Raw genomic sequence first — 19530 nt, forward strand, 5'->3', positions numbered from 1 at the left:
CCTTTTGTCAGAATTTTAAGCTCCCAATGAAGTTAGCCGTATCCATAGTCCTTTTTCATAATGGTGAAGAGCTTCTCGAAGCAATTCAATCGGTCTTAAATTCCGAAATTGAACTCAAACTCTACCTGATCGATAATTCTAAGACAGACAAACTCAAGAAACTGGCTAACGACTCCCGGATCAGCTATACATTTAATAATAAAAATTTAGGCTATGGTACAGCGCATAATATGGCGTTGCAACAATCTATAAAAGATAATATCAACTATCACATCGTGATGAACCCCGATATTAGTTTTAAGAAAGGAACCCTCGAAAAGATGGTAGCTTACTTAGAACAAAATCCAGATGTAGGCTCTCTAATGCCAAAAATACATTATCGTGATGGAAGCATCCAACGGTTATGTAGATTGTTACCCACTCCATTTGATTTGATTGGGAGAAGATTTTTAAGCAAAACCGAATGGGCATCGAAACAAAATAAGCGATATGAGTTGCATGATTTTGATTATAATACCATTTTAAACACTCCTTGTTTGTCTGGCTGTTTCATGTTCATGAGAACTGATGTTTTAAAGGAAATAGGATTATTCGACGAGCGATTTTTTGTTTACCTAGAAGACTACGACCTAAGTAGACGGATCAACCAACATGCTAAAACCTTATTCTTTCCTGAGGTGAGCATTTTACACGGGTACGTACAAGGTTCCTATAAAGAGTTGAATTTGTTGGGACTGCACATCCACTCTGCTATTAAATATTTTAACAAGTGGGGTTGGTTAGTAGATAGGGAAAGAAATAGGTTGAACCAAGAAGTTTTAGAGACTATTCAGCAATCACCTTGAGAAAAAAGGCCAGCATCATATTTTTTATGCGTGTTGTTAGATTGGGTTTTGCCATTCTAAATCTTTCCGTTGCTGCAAAGTATTTTGGTGTAAGCTTAGATCGCGATATTTGGTTGTTGGCAATGAATGCCATTATCATATTAGATGTAGCGATTTGGGCGCCCTTAAATGATACATTTAGAGCAAAGTTCCTCTTTACAAAAGAAGAAAAAGGGATACAAGTTGCCTTAGAGCAGACCAAATCATTGCTGTTACTGGTCAATTTAGTGACACTATTGGTGGTCATTTTAATTATGCTTTTTCCTGAATTATTGGCTAAAATATTGGCGCCAAGCTTCGAAGCAAAAAAGCTAGCGCCCTTAATATTTATGATCCGCCTACTCGCACCAACATTTTTATTAAATCAAGTAACTAAAATCTTCACCAGTATTCTAAACACCTATCAATCATTTATTGTGCCCGAGGTAGCAGGGCTCATTAGCCAAATGTGCACGTTAGTGGTGATCATCATTTTTGCACCAAAAATGGGGATCTTGTCGTTAGCAATAGCTTATTATTTAGGTTTCGGCTTATTGTTAGTCCTGCTAATCTTACAGATGATAAAACATAAAATCAATTTATTTGACCGTCTTTTCGAGGCACAGCTCAAGGCTGCCCTACCATTTTTTGCCTTTTCCCTTCCCTTTTTTATACCGCATTTTGTGTCACAGGTTAACCTGGTTGTAGAGAAATCATTAGCTTCATCATCTGCGGAAGGAATGGTGTCTGTTTTAGATTATGCTAGAAAGTTTATAGACATCCCATTAGATGTATTGATCGGTATTTTAACTACCATGCTTGTTCCAGTGCTCAGTGCTCATTTTACGCAAAAAATTAAGGCAGGTTTTTTAACTGATTTCCTGAAGATCTATCAATTTGGATTATTAATCATCGCCATCGTGATAGGGGTATTCACTGGGTGTGCTGGTGCCATTGTCGATTTTTTATACCATAAGGGAAACGTTGAGACAACACACCTACAGCAAATCAGTAAGCTGACCATGTTTTACAGCTGGTCTGCATTCGGCGTCTTTTTGTATCATATTTACGGTTTGTCATTGTTAACCGTGAAAAAAGGCAAACTATTTGCATTATATGGTACAGTGGCTCAACTGTTAATGATTGGGTTGAATCTATATCTTTTTAAAGATTACGGGGTGTATGTTTTTCCCTTGTCTTTGGGCGCTTCACATTTTATTGCCGCGGCAATCATGGCTTTTCATTTTCCGCTAAAAAATAGGCTATTGCTGATGGTTAGCATCAAGTATAGTACCTTGATTTTTATGCTGGCCCTTCTCATGTACTTTTTCAATAAATATATGGTCTTCCCTGAGGCGGCGATTTTTACCATCATCTTAAATATCGTGATAATAAGCCTTATATTAGTAACGGCTATATTTATCGCGAAGTTTGAGGAGCGCAAGATCATTCAAAAATATTTTAAAAAGTTATTTGCCTAGCAAAAATTCAAAACCAATTTATGGATTTGTCATTTATTATTGTAAACTACAATACCACAGCGCTCACCATCGCCTGTATACAATCAATTTATGCACATACCAAGATAAATTCATTTGAAGTTATTCTTATAGATAACGCTTCCTCCACTCCTTCCATTCATGAGGTACTATTGTCCTATCCAAAAGTAATCCTGATCACCAATAAAACTAATGTTGGCTTTGGACGAGCAAATAACCAAGGTATTGAAATTGCAAAGGGTAAGTATGTGTTTTTGTTAAATTCCGATACCGAATTGACCAGTGATGCCGCACACACATTTTTTAACTATATGGAGGCGTTTGAAAATAAAAAAGTAGCTTGCTGTGGTGCAGAACTTGTTAACAAGAACGGATTTAAACAGGTGTCTTACGGTAATTTTCCGAGCTTAACAGAAGCAATTTTTATGTTGGGTTTACATCTGGTTTTTAAAAAAATTTTTGAAGCCCATCTCAATAGCGGAGTGATTATCCATTTTGAAGATATAAGGGAGGTAGATTTTATTTCTGGTGCAGACTTGTTTATCAGAAAGTCAATATTAGATGATTTAGGAGGCTTTAACCCAGATTTTTTTCTTTACTTTGAAGAGGTAGAACTTGCAAAAAGAATCACGACTGCGGGTTACCGTTCGGTAATTATCCCTACTGTTAAAATTATACACTTAGAAAGTGCTTCTTTTAAGCAACAGCAATACAATCTAAGCAAGATACAGTATATGGCAAAAAGTAGAAGGCTATATTTTATAATGACAAATCAAAAGTTTACGGCTTTTGGTATCAATAAAGTTTATGCGCTACAGGCAATGCTCTTTTTTTGCTTGAGATTAAAAAGAAATTATCTTCAATCTGCTTATATTTTGTTAAACAACTAATATGAACCAAAAGCATAAGGTATGGCTTGTTGTTTTTAATATATATATGTATGTTAAGCAATTTTACTTACATTTTATACCAAATAGCATCATAGCGCATGTGCCAAGTTATTTGATTAGGCATGGTTATTATAAATTTATTTTAGGTATTAAAATTGGAAAAGGGAGTAGTATACATAAAGGTGCTTTTATTTATGACAAACAATTGGCAATAGGACCTAACAGTACAATTAATAGAAAATGTCATTTAGATTGTAGGGCACCACTTCATATAGGTGCCAATGTATCTATTTCTAGCGAGTGTATGCTGATTACGGGTAGCCATGATGTTCAAAGTCCTAATTTTGGATACATATGTGCAGCAGTTACCATCGATGATTATGTTTGGTTAGGAAGTAGAGTAACGGTGTTACCTGGAGTGCACATCGGCAAGGGAGCGGTGGTGGGAGCGGGTGCCGTAGTGACTAAGAATGTACCGCCTTTTACAATAGTAGCTGGCATACCTGCAGTAAAAATTGGTGAACGCAACAGGGATTTAACTTATTCAGCAACTTGGTTTTTCCCTTATGATTAGGCAAAACGAAAAAACATTAATGGTCTGTACCGTGCCTGCGCTAATCAGCTATAGCGTTGGTGTGATTAATGCCGCCCTTAACCATACAGGATTGGATTGTTATGCTTATATTTTTATAAGTGGGAAAGAGGGTGAAATTGATGAAAAAATACTCGCATCGTTGGGGCTTCCATTAGAAAAAAAGGCTAGAATTGGAGTTAACATGCTTGCTGCCAATAAAGTTGTCAGAAATTTGGCAACGTTAAAATACCTTAATCAGGTAAAGCGTTTTGCCGAAATACATCAAATCACTAAAATTCATTTCATCTCCCAAGACGTCATATTGTGTGGGCATTTATCGATGTTTAACAACTTTAAACTTTATTATACGGTTCACGACCTTACTCCACATCCTGCAAAATTAAGTGCGTTTCAGAGGTTAAAACATTATTATTTTAGAATAAGAAAAGATGAGCTTTTAACAAGAGCAGTAGAAAATCTAGTCACTAATAGTATACACCAAAAAAAGGCTTTAGAACAACTTTACCCGAAAAAACGTATATTTTGGCATTCAATGCCTAGCCTGGTTGTTCCCGCTGTAAAAAATGGCGACAAGCGCATTGAAGAACTTAAGGATGTTGATCAATATGTGCTTTTTTTTGGCCGCATAGAATTGTATAAAGGCATTGAAGTTTTATATCAGGCATTTACCGATCTTCCTATTTTGGCTAATCTGAATTTGGTTATCGCTGGTAAAGGTGAGATTTATTTTAAGCGGGAAAAGGAGGATAAAGAAGGGAATATCACGTTCTTAAATAGGTACATCGCAGATGAAGAGATGGCATGCCTCTTTAAAAAAGCGCTTTGTGTGGTCTTGCCTTATCACTCTGCAACCCAAACCGCAGTAACTTCCTTGGGGTATTATTTTGGAGTACCAACAATTGCCCATGCGATAGATGGATTAAACGATACGGTAATACATGAAAAAACGGGCTTGCTTTATGAGGTTAATAAACCAGAGGTGTTAGCAAATGCCATTATAAGGTTGCAGACGGATGAGGGACTCACACAGCAAATAAAAAATTATATGGCAACTGCATTGCCGTTTTTCAAGGCGGAAACGCTAGGGAAAGAATTGACGAATATTTATCTTTAATTGTCCATGAAAATTGCATTTATTATTCCCTCTCTTGCAAACAAAGGTCCGATTATCATGGTTCAATCACTCGTGCAGCATTTGGTATTGGAAGGTTACAGCTGCCAGGTCTACTATTTTGACGCTATCAATGAACTGTCCTTTGCGTGTCCTACCCAGCAAATCAAATTCCTAGAAGCCATTAACTTCAATAATTATCAAGTCATTCATTCACACCTTTTTAGGCCTGATGTTTACTGTGCCATTCATCAAAAGAAGATCAAGCGCTCTGGGGCAAAATTGATGAGCACTATACATACTGCCATTTATGATGACCTAGCTTTTACCTATGGCAACCTAAAAAGCCAGATACTTATTTTTTTCTGGGAAGCGGCATGGAAAAGAATACACCATTTGGTGGTACTAACTGACCTAGCGAAGGGTTATTATAATGGGCTAAAGGCAAAAGAGATAAGCGTGATTAATAATGGGAGGGACCTCCCAGAACATTGGCCAGCTCTATTGCCCCAAGATTTAGCCGCCATTAGCAGCTTAAGAGAGCAGTATGTAGTATTAGGTACAGTTTGCAGCATCGACGAACGCAAGGGTCTAACCCAACTGATTGAGTTATTAGTCATACGTAAAAATTTCGCTGTTGTTGTTGTTGGTGATGGCGCATTAAAGGAAAGCCTAATAGAATTGGCACAAGCTAATAGCGTAGCCGAAAGATTTAAGGTAATAGGGTTCAGGGAAGAGGGCTATCGATATATTCCTCTTTTTGACTTGTATCTTTTGCCGTCCAGATCAGAGGGCATGCCCTTAGCCTTGTTAGAAGCCATGGCGTTAAAGGTTCCAATTGTGGCATCCGCCATTCCTTCTTTAACCGGAGAATTTAGCTCCTCAGGCATTGTTTTTTTTCAGCTGGATGACATTGATGGATTGGGTGTAGCTTGTGATAAAGCCTTAGCTAGTGGTAAGTTCTTTAGTGACTCAGCCTATAACTATTATATTCAAAACTACACCCTCAGTAAAATGGGAGCAAGATACATCGCCTTATACAAAAGAGTTAGCTTAAACTAACAATTGCTTAGCTGGCAGGTTCGGGTATTTTGTATGTTTTTAACAAATATGTGAGCGGCGAACTTTAAAAATCAGTCTAAATTCTAGTACTTTGTTGTTTATATTTGTGGTATCATTTTCGCCTAAACCAACAGCGCATGAAGTTTCTACATCCCGATACTCAGCTTGAGAACCTTGCCAGCTTGAACAAAAAAAGATATCAAACAGCAGACCCGTTCCCAAGTATTGTGTTTGAGAATTTCTTCGATGCCGAAATGCTAGATAAGGTCTTGGCAGAATTCCCTGACCTTGAAAAATTGCAAGGTGCAGAATCCTTTAATAACCATAACGAAAAGAAATTTGGAACCAGTAATGAAGCATTTTTTGGAGATGCCACGCGTTTATTACTCCATTATCTAAATTCGGGCCCAATACTAAAGTTTCTGCAGGAGCTTACCGGTATTAAAGAAACATTAGTGCCCGACCCTTATTTTATTGGTGGTGGTTGTCATGAAATTAAACAAGGGGGGTTACTAAAGGTGCATGCTGATTTTAACAAACATCGTCTCACCGGGCTGGATAGAAGGATAAATTTATTGGTCTATTTAAATAAAGATTGGGAAGCAGATTTTGGGGGACATTTCGAGCTGTGGGATAAGGATATGGAAAGTGCAGTAAAAAAGGTATTGCCACTATTTAACACTGTCGCTATTTTTTCAACCACAGACTTCTCCTACCATGGGCATCCGGATCCGCTTAACTGCCCACCAGATAGGAGCCGTAAATCGCTTGCACTCTATTATTATACCCATGGAAGGCCAATCACTGAAATAAATTCCGATTTGGCCGAGAATACAACTGCCTTTGTGAGTAGAAAAGCAGTAGAGGATGATGTAAGGCCATTGAAACGGCCGATTAAAACAGTTCTTTTGGACTATATTCCTCCTGTGATTATTAAATTGCTAAAAAAGAGGTCTTCATAACGGCTAACAACGTATATTTGTTGTACTTACCCATCATCCATGAAGAAAATTTTTGTTTTCATTACCTTTTTTCTGCTTTTAATGCATGTCGAGACTTTTTGTCAAACATTGCCGGTAGGATTGTTGGAAAATACAGATGATAGTTTCAGAAGACAGCAGTTATTGGGTAATGATACGTCTAAAAGTTCATTTTTGATACGGCCAATAAATATAGCTAATCGAAATAATTTAGTTTTAGATGCCTCTTCAAATATTAACCTGGCCAACTTTAGCAAAAAGATTTTTTCTACCAATAATAACGCCTATGCTGTTTATCTGTTACCCATTACGGTACAGCAACAGTTCAATAGTCATCATCCCTATGGTAGCAATGATGGCTCTATGATCCCATCAAGAGGTTATCAAGCCCAAATAGCGGCGGGGCTATATGCCAAAGCTGGGCCATTGAGCATTCAATTGCGACCAGAATACGTTTATGCGCAAAACAAGGCATTTCGGGAATTGCAGGATGTGCCTAACATCCCTTACTTTAACACGAATTTATACCTCAGCAATTATTATAATAAAATTGACTTGCCTGAACGTTTTGGTGAGCAAGCCTATGCTAAAATGAATTGGGGGCAAAGTAGCATCAGGTTAACCTTTGATCCAGTATCGATAGGTTTATCTAATGAAAACCTGTGGTGGGGCCCAGGTGTACGCAGCTCCCTATTGATGAGTAATAATGCGCCTGGGTTTAAACACCTTACCTTAAATACCAGTAGGCCAGTTAATACCCCTGTTGGCTCTTTTGAGGCACAGGTTATTGCCGGCAGGCTGGAGCAGTCTGGTGTCACTGTAATAAATAATCCCTTAGTTACCGCTAAACCCGATGATTGGAGGCTAATTACGGGAATCGCATTCACCTATCAGCCTAAATGGGTTCCTAATCTATATTTGGGTTTTGATCAAACCACTACAGTTTACAATGCCGATAGAGGAGAAGATGTTCCGAACGGAAAAGGTAAATACGCTTCCTTTTTTGCCAGATGGGTCATGCCAGAGAGCCGTGCAGAGATATATGCCCAATTGGGCAGCGATCGCCACCCTTATGAAAGTGCCACGAAGTCTGTTAATAAAAGTGCTACCGCCTATGTTGTTGGTTTTAGGAAGCTTTTAGCTTTAAAAGCAGTTGATGAATATATCCAAGTTGGTATTGAAATGAGCAGTTTAGAATCGGCCAGAAGTGGCTTGGTTTTAGAACAGCCCTCGTGGTACGTACATAGTCGTGTTAGAGCCGGTTATACCAATAGAGGAGAAATTTTAGGAGCGGGGATAGGCACGGGAAGTAGCCAACAATCATTAGAAGTAAGTTGGGTTAAGGGGCTTAAAAAGATTGGTTTACAATTAGAACGAGTAGTACACAACAATGATTTATTTTATGAAGCCGTGAGAGAGATCAGGTTAAATTGGGTAGACCTTGCAATGGGGGGTAAGTTTGACTGGACATATAAAAACCTAATTTTCAGCAATCAAGTTAGTTATGTACATTCTTTAAATTACCAATATGAATTTAAGCCAAGCGCCACCAAGGCCTATTGGCAATGGGACAAACAAGATGTTAACAACTTGCATGTTAAACTTGGCATAATGTATCGCTTCTAACAATCATTTATATTTGAGCTTAAACACCAGATGAAGATATTTAAATTAAAAACCTTGTTGCAACTGCTCTTCATTGTTAGCTTGTTAGGTTTAAAGTCTTTTGCACAAACATTACCTGTCGGTATGCTAGAAAGTTTAGATGACGGATTTCGCCGCAAGCAACTATTGGGTGAAGATAGTATAGGTAATTCTTATATGATCCGGCCATTAAATGCCATTGGTAATCAGTTCAAAAAATCGCTGTACACCAATGCCAAACTAAGGGCAGAGGTATTCTTGTTACCAATTGTTTTGCAACAACAATATACTACCAATCGACCTTACGGTATTAACGATGGGGCAATGATCCTGGCTAGGGGTTACCAGAGCCAAATTTCGACAGGAATTTTTGCCAAAGTTGGCCCACTAAGTGTGCAATTGCGGCCGGAATTCGTGTTCGCAGAAAATAGAGATTTTTTTAAATGGTCTGATCTTCGTTCACCCACCGGCGGCCTTGTTGGCAATCCCGTTGCACTTGATATTTTCAGAATAGATTTACCTCAGAAATTTGACAATGGTTACTATTCTCGAATAAATTGGGGACAAAGTAATATCAGGTTAACTTTCAATCCTGTGTCTATCGGCCTCTCTACTGAAAATCTTTGGTGGGGGCCTGGCGTAAGGAATTCCTTGCTGATGAGTAATAATGCGGAGGGTTTTAAACACCTGACCTTAAATACCACTAGGCCCATCAAAACTTATATAGGTTCTTTTGAGACGCAAATAGTAGGAGGGCATTTAGAGGCGTCAGGTATTCAACCACCTGCCGGTTATGGTTTCAAACCAAAATCGCAAGACTGGACCTATTTTGCGGGCATTGCGCTTACTTATCAGCCGAAATGGGTACCAAATTTATTTTTGGGTTTCGATCGATCGTTTATCGTGAGTAAGGCGAACTTGGGTAATGGTTTTTCCGATTATTTCCCACTTTTTTCTTCTTTAAGGAAAACAGCACTCGTAGATCAAAATGATCCAAATACGTTCTTAGAAGATACTAGAGATCGTGATCAATATGCATCAGCATATATCAGATGGGTTTTGCCAGAAACAAAGGCAGAAATCTATTTTCAATTTGGCCGAAATGATCATCCTTATGATGTTCGTGACTTATTGGTGCAGCCAGAACATAGTAGTGCATATATCGCAGGTTTTCGGAAATTAGTCAGTTTAGGCAAAGTCGATGAATACCTGCAAGTTGGCTTGGAACTCACAAAAATTGAAGGCTCCCATACAGGAGGTATAAGGGCGCAACCTAGTTGGTATGTACATGGTCTGGTGCCGAATGGCTATACTAACAGAGGACAATACCTAGGAGCTGGTATCGGTTCAGGCAGTAACATGCAAACCCTAGAGGTGAGCTGGGTAAAAGGCTTTAAAAAAATTGGCCTTCAAATAGAAAAAACAGAGAATAATAATGATATAAAGGGCTTTGCAAAGGTGGTACCTTGGACGGATTTAACCATGACAGGTAAATTCGATTGGTCTTATAAAAACTTAATCTTCAGTTCGCAACTCAATTACATCAGAACGATTAACTATTTGTATGTGCCCACAGAAAGCCAAAAACTTTTGGATTTTGGAAAAACAGGAGTTAATAACGTACAGTTAAAAGTGGGAGTGATGTATAATTTTGGTGATTAACAGCTTTGGCAGCTTCGGCAGTTTCTAAGTTCTGATTACTTATTTCGTCATCACGACCAAGTCCGTCATCTCGACCTTGGGAGAGATCTATACGGCTAACTCAACTAGTAGATCTCTCGTCGCTGCGCTCTGTCGAGATGACGATATTACAAGTCCGCCATCTCGCCCAATCCGTCATCTCCGCGTTACCGTCATCTCGACCTTGGGAGAGATCTTCGAGTTAACTCCTTTTATAGATCTCTCGTCGCTTCGCTCTGTCGAGATGACGTATACTTATTATGTCATCTCCTCTTGCCCCTCATCTCTAATATTTGCGTCATCTCGACGATAGGAGAGATCTTCGAGTTAACTCCTGTTATAGATCTCTCGTCGCTTCGCTCTGTCGAGATTACGATATTACGAACCCGCCATCTCTCCTTCACTCAGGTAATCTCCGCGTTGCCGTCATCTCGATCTTGGGAGAAACCAGATGAATCATTAATACCATTAAAATAATAAAAACTTATTAATAGGTCTGCACGTCATACCTAACGACACAGCCTCATCACTTGTCTCTATTACCCTACAAGGCGGCCAGTGTAGTTGTTATTAACTTACAAAAGAATGGTGCTTGGTGATAACACCAACCGAAGAAGAATTTTAAATATTTCCGAACTTCTGAATACTTATACTTTGAATAAGTTGTTCATATCAGTTTCTAAAGCGTCTGCAATTTGCTTTAGGATATAACCTGAAGCATTTATTCTGCCATTTTCTATTCTGCTTAAACTTTGAAAATCCTTATTGATAAGCGAGGCTAAGTATGCCTGTGAAAAACCTTTCTCTTCACGTAAAGCTGCTATTCTTTTACCTAAAGCTTTTTTGAAAAATTCCAAATCATCAGACATACTGCAAACTCCGCAGATTTTGAAATTATTAACTAAACGTATTTGTTTAGTGGCTAATGTTTTGTTATATTTATTTCAATAAGAAGGTATTAATTCGAGTATAGCAAAATACTAAAGCGGGCGGTTAAGCAATAATTTAAGTTAATGTTGGTTAATTCAAGCCGTCCGCTTTTGCCAAATATTTCTGAAAATATGCCTGGACACGTATGAACTACACTAGCTGATCAGAAAAGATATTAAATAAACTAACCATTGTAAAAATAGGTGCTACCTAGAAAGAGTTAGCGAGGTCTTGTAGCGGCTTTTAAGCAAAAATCTTATTTGGTGATAATTTGTCCCACATGAGAATGATTTGGAATGGGGCAACTAGTTGTTGGTAGAAGCTATTAAAAACAACCATTTGCTCAAGCACTAAGCAAATGGTTGTTTGATTTGTCTGTTTCGGATCTCCAGACTTTTTAGTAAGTTATTGCAATTACAAACTCACCCTCAACAGTAAATCCTCCCTTGGGTAGAATAACGGCAGCTAGCTTACTTTTGGGCTTGGTTAACTTACTTTCAGGAAGCTGTTCATCTTGGTGAGCTTCCTTTTCAAGCACAATCATACACTTATTAACTAAAGCAAAACTGGCATTAGCGGCCATAAATGAAATAACGTTTGGCGAAATGTCATTGAGATAATTAACTTGACTTTCTTCTAAATGGAAAGTGTTTTGGACCCATCGAGGTAAGTCGGTTGCAAGTTCTTCAGCTGCAGCTTCAAGTGTAGCAGCTGGTAGTTTAAAAAAATGCTGGCACATGGCAGCAACCCCTTCAGGGGTTAAAGGAAATTTAATCATAGCTTAGATTTAAGTTTACTACTTGGTTAATTCGGCAGTAAAATTATGCTAGACATCAATCTGCCGCAATAGTGATTCAAGTTAAAAACATCCTTTAAGCTGTCATAAGTAAATATTTTGAACATTTAAACCGTAAAAATTAGAAACTCATACGGGATGTATGAGTTTAGTTTCCAATCTATGCATTTTATTTGCCTAAAATTTTTCCTTGTTTTTGAATTTGTTTTCTTAAACTTGAAATATCCTCCCTGTTTGACTTATTTCACAATTTTTATGAATTTAAAATCAATCTTGGAGCGTTTTTTCAAAAGTCCATTCCATTCCAAAAGTCAAGTCTTTTTGGTTTTGTCGTTGGTCTCCTATACGCTAATTGCCTTCAATTCTGGTTGGGGCTTTTTTGGCTCGTTGCGAGCACCCAATTTCATTTCTGCCTACTTGTTTACTTTCTCACTTGCATTCTTGTTTACTGTTTATATCCATGAGGTTAATGGTTGGCTCAATAATAAATACCATGAGGACGAGAGTCCAAGACGCTGGACATTACATTTTGCCATTGGCATATTTGTCCCTTTAGCATTTGAACTGATTGCAGTGGAGTTATTCTTTAATCAAAAAGGCGAAAGCATCTTAACCAATACCTTTTTCGATGCAGATTTTATACTGGTTACTATTTACATCTTATTGGTGAATGCCTTTTATGCCTATGCGAACCACCAACTAAGGGCAAATCTGAAAATTAGGGCTACCTATAAAAATAAAATTATTCCGGCCTTAAAGGATTTAAGTGTGCTAAAAGAACTGCATCGATATGAGGTAATAAAAAATGCACCTGTTTCATTGATAGACTTCAACTTAAACTGCCTAAATATCACAAAGGCTGAGATTGCCTGTGCCTATAAATTAGATGACGTAATCACGATCCATTATTTTGACCAAACAACCGAAATTGTAAAGGACTCTATCTCTAAGTTACTTTTGCCTTTGAAAGCAACTGATTATGCGAGAATTAATCCTTATTGTTTCTATCATCGATTGTTGGTTTTTTCTTATGAGGAGATCAGTCCTTCCCGTAGGTTATACCTACGGTTGCGGCATCCCTTTAACCATCTTGTTCATGACAGCCAGCGTTATGTAAGCCAAGGCGCATCCAGTAATTTCAAGAAGTGGATGAGATTTAACTCCTAACCTGTCGTAAAAAAACCAAATTGTACCTTAAAGTGCCTTGTATGTGCCTATCCAATTAATTATATTTGATTAATGCCACCAAAAGGACAGGCTAAGGTGATGGGGCTTCAATCCCATAAAGCAACACCTCGGTTAAGGTGGGCAGCAAAAATACCTGGCAGTATATCGGATCTGCATGCCATAATTAATGTTTTCTTTAATTAAGCAAAATTCAAATGAACAGGTTATGTATCTATGCCAAAGACGTAAGTCTCATCACGGGCAAAGGCCAACGTTGGTCGCAGCGGTTACTTAAAAACATCAAATTTGCACTGAACAAAGACGAGCATCAGTTCGTTACCATCAATGAGTTTTCAGAATACATGGGCATCGAGCTCCAGCTGATCACCGCGGTCTGTAAATAAGATGAATTATCCCTATTGTTTGTCTTCTCCAACCATTTCCTTCTTTGTCTTAGTCCATAGCCCGCCTTCCTTCTTCAATCCCATAACAGCGCTTGCATAACCCTGCGGTCTCGGTATAGTTCTCCTGAAACGATGTTTTACTGAAGTATCATAGGGAAGGCAAGCAAGGGTTGTGCAAGGACAATGCACCGGTTATTGACGGGAGACTAACGGACCCACCACTTTAACCTTGCTTCAGCTTCCCTTAAACCATATACCTAATGCGTACAAAAAGGTATTGATGCGTGCCAATGGGATAAAGTGGTACATAAGCGACTGCCTATTTTTTTATCTCCTGCACCTTTGGAGCTCATTAGAAACATAAATAACATGGCAAGACAAGACAGCTTTATCAAGCTAAACGGAAAAGTCGGGGACTTATCCTTTTTCAAAACAAAAGACGGCTACCAAGCCAGAACAAAGGGAGGCGTAAGTGCCGATCGCATCAAGAACGATCCTAACTACAAGCGTACCCGAGAAAACAATGCGGAGTTCACGGAAGTAACTGGCTCATCAAAGATTATTAGAGACGTGCTTCGTAGCATGATCTTGTTAACACATGATCCTAAGATGGCCACCCGCTTAACATCTAGAGTATTTAAGATGATCAAGGCCGACCTTGTAAATGTGCGTGGTGCGAGAAAGGTACTCCCTGAAAATTTCGGGTTATTGAAGGATTTCAACTTCAATGAGGCAGCGCCACTGAACAATACCTTATTTGTTACTGCGGTGGCGAGCATAGACCGTGTAAGTGGTGTGGTAGAACTGACCATTCCTGAGATTATGCCAGAGATTCATCTGGCGCAGCCAAAAGGATCTACGCACTTTCGCCTTACCGCTGGCGCAGCCTTAATAAGCTTAGATGAAGAGATTGAGCCGAGTGTTATGCTGATGGAATCTTCCAATTACCAAGCTGTGGGCGAAGTCTTGGTGGCCTCGGTGCTAACCAGTACATTACCGCCAAATGCATTGGGTGCTATTCTGTTGGTATTCGGTATTAGCTTTTACCAAGAGGTAAATACCTTGATGTACCCAATGAACAATGGGGCCTTCAATCCACTTTGTACAGTTGCGGTGGATACGCCATAACTGGAATTTAATTAATTAGAATGCCAGCCAAGACCCAGGGAAACGCCTCCACGTATGGAAACGATAAAATTGATCTCATTGATCTAGCGCTGGCATTCTTTAAACAAAAAATGAAACCTTGCAAGTTTCATAAAATTTAACAACTAACGATACAATTATGAAAACATTAGATTATAATATACCTGGCTATCAGTTATCAAACAAGACGATAACTAATTCGGCGATGGTTTTTGTCCTGCTGCTACTGTGGTTTACGCTTCCTAAGCTGTTATCAATTTGGCAACCCACCGTGGGACTGCTTGATGAAGGGATTTGGCAATTGATTTTACTCTCCATTATATCATTTATGGGTATAGTTGCACTTTGCTGGTGGTTGCTGCATCATTATTGGCAAAACCTAGGCCTACCTCAACTAAACAATTTGGTTTTACAATTTAAAACATTAACGTCATGGCAACAAATAAGTTTTTACTGGGCATCCTTTGCCTTGTTATTAGTTACGGCAATGGGCTGTTTGGTAGCAGTACTTTAGAAAAGATTAGGAAGGCTGAGTTTAGAGGGTTAGGGTTTAGAGAAAAGGTTAGCGGTTTAAAGCCTAGGGAAGGGGTTAGGGTTAGTGGGTTTTTAGCTGAAAACCGAAAACTCCCAACTGAAAACTTAACAGCTCCCAACTCCAAACTCATCACCGCCATTGCCCAATCGCAATTAGGTATCCGTGAAGCTAAAGGCAAAAACGATGGTTTCGCAGTAGAATCGTACCTGCGTTACACTGGCAACAAAAAAGGAGATGCTTGGTGTGGCTCATTTGTGTCTTGGGTTTTCGGAAAGGCTGGGTTTGCACAGCCCAAAACAGCTTGGTCTCCAGATTTATTTCCCTTGGCAAGGCAAACCTTGCAGCCACAACAAGCCGCTGTTTTTGGTATTTATTTTCCTTCCTTAAAAAGGATAGCGCATTGTGGGTTAGTTGAAAAGCGTTGTGGAAATTATATCATCGGCATAGAAGGTAACACAAATGTTGGGGGCAATAGGGAGGGAGATGGGGTTTATAGAAAACGAAGGCACATTAAAGCCATTAAACATTTTGCTGATTGGTTAAACGAGCCAAGAAAGGAGGGAATCAAATGAAAAAATTAATAGTTATCGTCCTAGCCTTCTGGTCGATAGGCTGCGGCACTTTGAAAAAGGACAAATTATTCAGCAAGAACATAACTAAGGAAACGCTTGCTTCAGAAATTGAGGAGACCCATAGAGTGCAACGGTCAATTAATAGTCGTGACAGCATCGACAATATGATGCAGCTTACCATTTGGCCAAAGGGGCCTTTTACCTTTTCGCCATCCATGGGGTTTGTTGGTGAGGCCTTTAAAATGGAAGTTCAAGGCAAACACGCTCATTTAATGCAGCAGAGGGATGTCACATTGGACCAAGGGGCCAAAAGCACTAAACAGCAGTCGCAAAAAGAAATTGTGGTAAAGCTGAAGGAAAAAGAAGTAGAATGGGAAGGAAAGGGTTATAGAGCTTGGGTTTTAGTTCTGGCTGTTGCAGTTGGTTTTTGGTTAGTTTGGAAAAGATTGAAACTAGGTTAGGTGTAGGTGGGTAAGGTCTGGGTAATTTGTCTTAGCGGCTATAAAGGCAAGCGTCATGCTCAGCTTCCCGAAGTGAACTTTCATCCCATTTAACTAGCGCTGACATTCAACATTCGTCTATCAAAATTTGCTAATTTTTAGACAAGAGATTGGAAGACAATCAAGCGCCACGATTGCACCAGCAAGCGATTATTGCAAGAAATTAGAGAAAATTTTGTTTTTCACAATTGTGTTTACAACAATATCGGCTCCATATTTTGAAAAATGATTTTCATCAATGATGTAGGGAATATAATCAACGGATAGTTTATGGTCATTATTAATACTAAAAATATCTATGTAAACATTAGAGAAATTATTTTTTAGTATGTCATTTGTGGTGATTGATTGAGGTGTGATATATTCAGAACTGATATTAGCTGACAGTTCATGCTCTCTTGCGGCGAGTGTTGGGTAAGCTATTTTATAATTTTCATTTTGTCCCACAATCACTACAGGAATGCCGAAATTTTTTAAGTAACTTATTGTTTGTTTAAGGTCAACCACCATAGTTTTATGATTTTCAGCTATCCAATTCCCAGAAAGGATAATGCCGTCTATTTCAGTGGCATTTGATGGGATATATTTATAAAATATTTCATTGAATATTTCATTGCACTGAGATTTTCTCTTCTTTATCGTTGGTAGGCAACTTCCTCCCGAGGCTTGCAACAAATGTATATTTCTCTTTTCGAAAATTTCTCTTAAAGATTCTGAAAGGTGGGCAGCATGACTGTCACCAATTAACAAAATGTTTTTTTCGTTTTTGCTCAATGTCAAACATTCGCCATAGTTGAAAATATCTTTATTATCTTGTTTAAAACATATTCCTCTGCTAAATTGCTTCTTTATCTGATCCATATGATCCTCCTTATAGTTCGCAATATATAGCGTTTCCTTTTTAAGTCTCAGCTTGTTGAAGTCATTGAAAAACAAAACGATGGATATTGAAGCAATAACAGCTGTAGCTATAGAAATATTTCTTGTGGTATTGTAACTAGAATTTTCAATATATTTATAAGAAAATGCAGCTAAAGCAAAAGATATCGCAATAAGTAACAATGTTACTGATGGTGACATTTGAAACCCAAAATAGTTTGCTACCACATATAGCGGCCAATGCCATAGGTATAAAGAATAAGAAATTTTGCCAATTATTTGAATGCCCCGTAGTTTTAAAAATTTGTAATCATTACTGTTGGCTAGAATAATTACGACTGTACTTAACACGGGTAGCAAGGTAAATAGGCTGGGCCATATTTCTTGGTTATCTAGAAAATAAAGGCTAGTAAATAACACCACATATCCTAAAATAGAGATCAGTATGTTATGCTTTAGTTTGTAGACCCCACTCAATAAAAAAGCAGTGCCCCCTGCAAGCATCTCCCAAGCCCTAAATGGCAATAAGTAGAAACCAGCAGAATAATGATCTTTGGTCACGTAAATCGATAATAGAAATAGAAGAAAGGTAGTTGTGCTGAAAAAAATTAAAAATTTTCTTTTATCATTTTTAAAGATTTTATTAACTAAAACTAAAATAATAGGTAGTAATAAATAAAATTGCCATTCTACCGAAAGTGACCAAGTATGTAAAAAAGGGTTGGTCTCTGACGAGGCATCAAAGTAATTAGTATTATAATAATTGAAGTTTGAATAGAACAATAAACTACCTAATGCATTTTTTGTAAGTGAATGAAATTCATCAGGGAAATAAATGAAAAAGCCGGCAAGCAGCATTGCTGTCACCGACATTAATAGTGCTGGGACGATTCGTTGTGCTCTTCTACCATAAAAACCTGCAACAGAAAACTTATGCGCATTCATCCCATTTATAACTATTTTAGTCATCAAATAGCCTGAAATCACAAAAAATATATCTACTCCTGCAAAGCCTCCATCAAAATATGGAATTTTAAAATGAAAAAAAACTACCACAACAACTGCGACTGCCCTAAGTGCGTTAATATCAAATCTAAAATCGGATTTTTGATGTGGTACTGCTAAATTTTTCGACCTTGGCATCGGTTATTGGAAAGCGAATGAATAATTGAATGCGTAGTGATGAACGGTAAGTATTTAATCAAAAATACATAATTTTATGTATAAGGGGGTATTAAAAGATAATTTCAAGAATATTTTTAGAGATATTGCGGTTTGGATAGCTTTTTTTAGCCTGTATTTATAATTTTGCTCTTTGGATGTGCTTTGCCGCTGAAAAAATGCCATTCTTAATATTTTTTATTATTATTTGTAAGTAATCTATCTTAAGATTGTGTGTTAAGGGCTAGTCGGTTTGTGTATTTGTTAAATTTAATTAAGATATAACTTTGATAGTTCCTTTTTATTAAATAATTATTTCTAATTTAGAGGCGTAAGTAAGATATTGTATATATTACACTAACTATTCTGAGAAATTAGCCTATGCTCTCATTTTTTAAAAAGAAAAAAAGCCTTGTTACGGACATTGGCTGGCTTGGGGTCGATCTTCATTCGCATTTATTACCTGGCCTAGATGATGGCTCTCCCGATGTAGAGACTTCTATGCATTTGATCAAAAGCCTGTATGAGTTGGGCTTTGAAAGACTCATTTGCACACCACATATTTTTAAAGAACTTTATCCAAACACGGCGGCAACCATTATGCCTGCCCTAGCTTTGGTGAAAACAAAAATTAAAACCACTAATTTACCTGTAAGCATTGCTGCGGCTGGCGAGCACATGATTGATGATAATTTTGTGGTTAACGATGATTTACTCTGTTTAAAAGACAAGTACATTTTAATTGAGATGTCTTACCTTTATGAGTCGCCTCGGATTGAACAGGTAATTTTTGATTTACAGATAGCTGGTTACCAGGTTGTTTTAGCTCACCCAGAACGGTATACCTTTTACTATAAAAACTACCACCAGTTTGAGCGTTATAAAGACATGGGAGTTTTGTTTCAGTTGAATTTATTATCGGTAACTGGGTATTATGGCAAGGAAGTTAAAAGAACAGCAGAGTTTTTACTAGAAAAGCACTATTACGATTTAGCTGCCACAGATCTGCACCATGAAAATCACTTAAAAGCGTTAACCTCAGTTGTAGTATCGGGTAAGCTCTACGAAAAATTAGGGGACTATCCCTTTAAAAACAAGGAAATTTTCTAGTTCGCT

General features: G+C 38.0%; 18 protein-coding genes. 15 read left to right on the forward strand and 3 right to left on the reverse strand.

The genetic code is table 11. From position 1 onward, the window contains the following. Positions 1-26 precede the first annotated feature (26 nt). The 9 genes from R2Q59_RS16280 to R2Q59_RS16320 all read left to right on the forward strand — a co-directional run bounded on the left by R2Q59_RS16280 (position 27) and on the right by R2Q59_RS16320 (position 10306). Positions 27-845, forward strand: coding sequence for a glycosyltransferase family 2 protein (locus R2Q59_RS16280; protein WP_316786227.1), 819 nt, complete (start codon positions 27-29; stop codon positions 843-845). Next, entirely contained in the window at positions 842-2344 is a 1503-nt protein-coding gene (locus R2Q59_RS16285) for a lipid II flippase MurJ (protein WP_316786229.1), read from the forward strand. Before R2Q59_RS16280 ends, R2Q59_RS16285 begins: the two co-directional genes overlap by 4 nt. A 20-nt stretch (positions 2345-2364) precedes the next feature. Then, a complete protein-coding gene (locus R2Q59_RS16290) occupies positions 2365-3252 on the forward strand; it encodes a glycosyltransferase family 2 protein (protein WP_316786231.1) in 888 nt (295 codons plus the stop codon). Between the two features lie 304 nt (positions 3253-3556). After that, positions 3557-3826, forward strand: coding sequence for a DapH/DapD/GlmU-related protein (locus R2Q59_RS20600; protein ID WP_410478930.1), 270 nt, complete (start codon positions 3557-3559; stop codon positions 3824-3826). Then, the gene (locus R2Q59_RS16300) at positions 3819-4961 is read left to right on the forward strand and encodes a glycosyltransferase (RefSeq protein WP_316786235.1); all 1143 of its coding nucleotides are present in this window, start codon (positions 3819-3821) and stop codon (positions 4959-4961) included. The genes R2Q59_RS20600 and R2Q59_RS16300 overlap by 8 nt, the downstream gene beginning before the upstream one ends. Positions 4962-4967: 6 nt before the next feature. After that, positions 4968-6020, forward strand: a complete 1053-nt coding sequence (locus tag R2Q59_RS16305) for a glycosyltransferase (RefSeq protein WP_316786237.1) — start codon at positions 4968-4970, stop codon at positions 6018-6020. 137 nt (positions 6021-6157) lie between these two features. Next, positions 6158-6982: a 2OG-Fe(II) oxygenase gene (locus R2Q59_RS16310; RefSeq protein WP_316786240.1), complete on the forward strand. Its 825-nt coding sequence runs from the start codon at positions 6158-6160 to the stop codon at positions 6980-6982. Between the two features lie 39 nt (positions 6983-7021). Beyond that, on the forward strand, positions 7022-8626 hold the full coding sequence (locus tag R2Q59_RS16315; protein WP_316786242.1) for a capsule assembly Wzi family protein: 1605 nt from the start codon (positions 7022-7024) through the stop codon (positions 8624-8626). Positions 8627-8656: 30 nt separating this feature from the next. Beyond that, positions 8657-10306 (forward strand): capsule assembly Wzi family protein, encoded by a 1650-nt coding sequence (locus R2Q59_RS16320; protein ID WP_316786244.1) that lies wholly within the window; start codon positions 8657-8659, stop codon positions 10304-10306. Positions 10307-10971: 665 nt separating this feature from the next. On the opposite strand, the gene R2Q59_RS16325 is transcribed toward R2Q59_RS16320, so the two are convergent. Together R2Q59_RS16325 and R2Q59_RS16330 are read right to left on the reverse strand one after the other, a co-directional pair. Then, entirely contained in the window at positions 10972-11193 is a 222-nt protein-coding gene (locus R2Q59_RS16325) for a helix-turn-helix transcriptional regulator (protein WP_316786246.1), read from the reverse strand. Between the two features lie 458 nt (positions 11194-11651). Further along, positions 11652-12032: a hypothetical protein gene (locus tag R2Q59_RS16330; RefSeq protein WP_316786248.1), complete on the reverse strand. Its 381-nt coding sequence runs from the start codon at positions 12030-12032 to the stop codon at positions 11652-11654. A 273-nt stretch (positions 12033-12305) separates the two neighbouring features. Between R2Q59_RS16330 and R2Q59_RS16335 the strand changes: the two genes are divergently transcribed. From R2Q59_RS16335 to R2Q59_RS16355, 5 genes are all read left to right on the forward strand, one after another. Next, positions 12306-13217 (forward strand): hypothetical protein, encoded by a 912-nt coding sequence (locus R2Q59_RS16335; protein WP_316786250.1) that lies wholly within the window; start codon positions 12306-12308, stop codon positions 13215-13217. A gap of 773 nt (positions 13218-13990) precedes the next feature. Then, positions 13991-14749 (forward strand): hypothetical protein, encoded by a 759-nt coding sequence (locus R2Q59_RS16340; RefSeq protein WP_316786253.1) that lies wholly within the window; start codon positions 13991-13993, stop codon positions 14747-14749. A gap of 157 nt (positions 14750-14906) precedes the next feature. After that, complete coding sequence (locus tag R2Q59_RS16345; protein ID WP_316786255.1) at positions 14907-15281, forward strand: hypothetical protein; 375 nt, start codon at positions 14907-14909, stop codon at positions 15279-15281. Beyond that, positions 15200-15874 carry a peptidoglycan-binding protein gene (locus R2Q59_RS16350; RefSeq protein WP_316786257.1) on the forward strand — a complete coding sequence of 225 codons (675 nt, stop codon included), beginning with the start codon at positions 15200-15202 and terminating at the stop codon, positions 15872-15874. Before R2Q59_RS16345 ends, R2Q59_RS16350 begins: the two co-directional genes overlap by 82 nt. Continuing rightward, positions 15871-16335 carry a hypothetical protein gene (locus R2Q59_RS16355; protein WP_316786259.1) on the forward strand — a complete coding sequence of 155 codons (465 nt, stop codon included), beginning with the start codon at positions 15871-15873 and terminating at the stop codon, positions 16333-16335. Before R2Q59_RS16350 ends, R2Q59_RS16355 begins: the two co-directional genes overlap by 4 nt. 189 nt (positions 16336-16524) lie before the next feature. Here R2Q59_RS16355 and R2Q59_RS16360 read toward each other — a convergent pair whose 3' ends face one another. After that, complete coding sequence (locus R2Q59_RS16360; protein WP_316786261.1) at positions 16525-18396, reverse strand: acyltransferase family protein; 1872 nt, start codon at positions 18394-18396, stop codon at positions 16525-16527. A gap of 399 nt (positions 18397-18795) precedes the next feature. Between R2Q59_RS16360 and R2Q59_RS16365 the strand changes: the two genes are divergently transcribed. Continuing rightward, the gene (locus tag R2Q59_RS16365; RefSeq protein ID WP_316786262.1) at positions 18796-19524 is read left to right on the forward strand and encodes a tyrosine-protein phosphatase; all 729 of its coding nucleotides are present in this window, start codon (positions 18796-18798) and stop codon (positions 19522-19524) included. Positions 19525-19530 lie beyond the last annotated feature (6 nt).

Origin of the sequence: Pedobacter frigiditerrae, from assembly GCF_032678705.1 — a bacterium.
In the GTDB taxonomy this organism is placed as follows: domain Bacteria; phylum Bacteroidota; class Bacteroidia; order Sphingobacteriales; family Sphingobacteriaceae; genus Pedobacter; species Pedobacter frigiditerrae_A.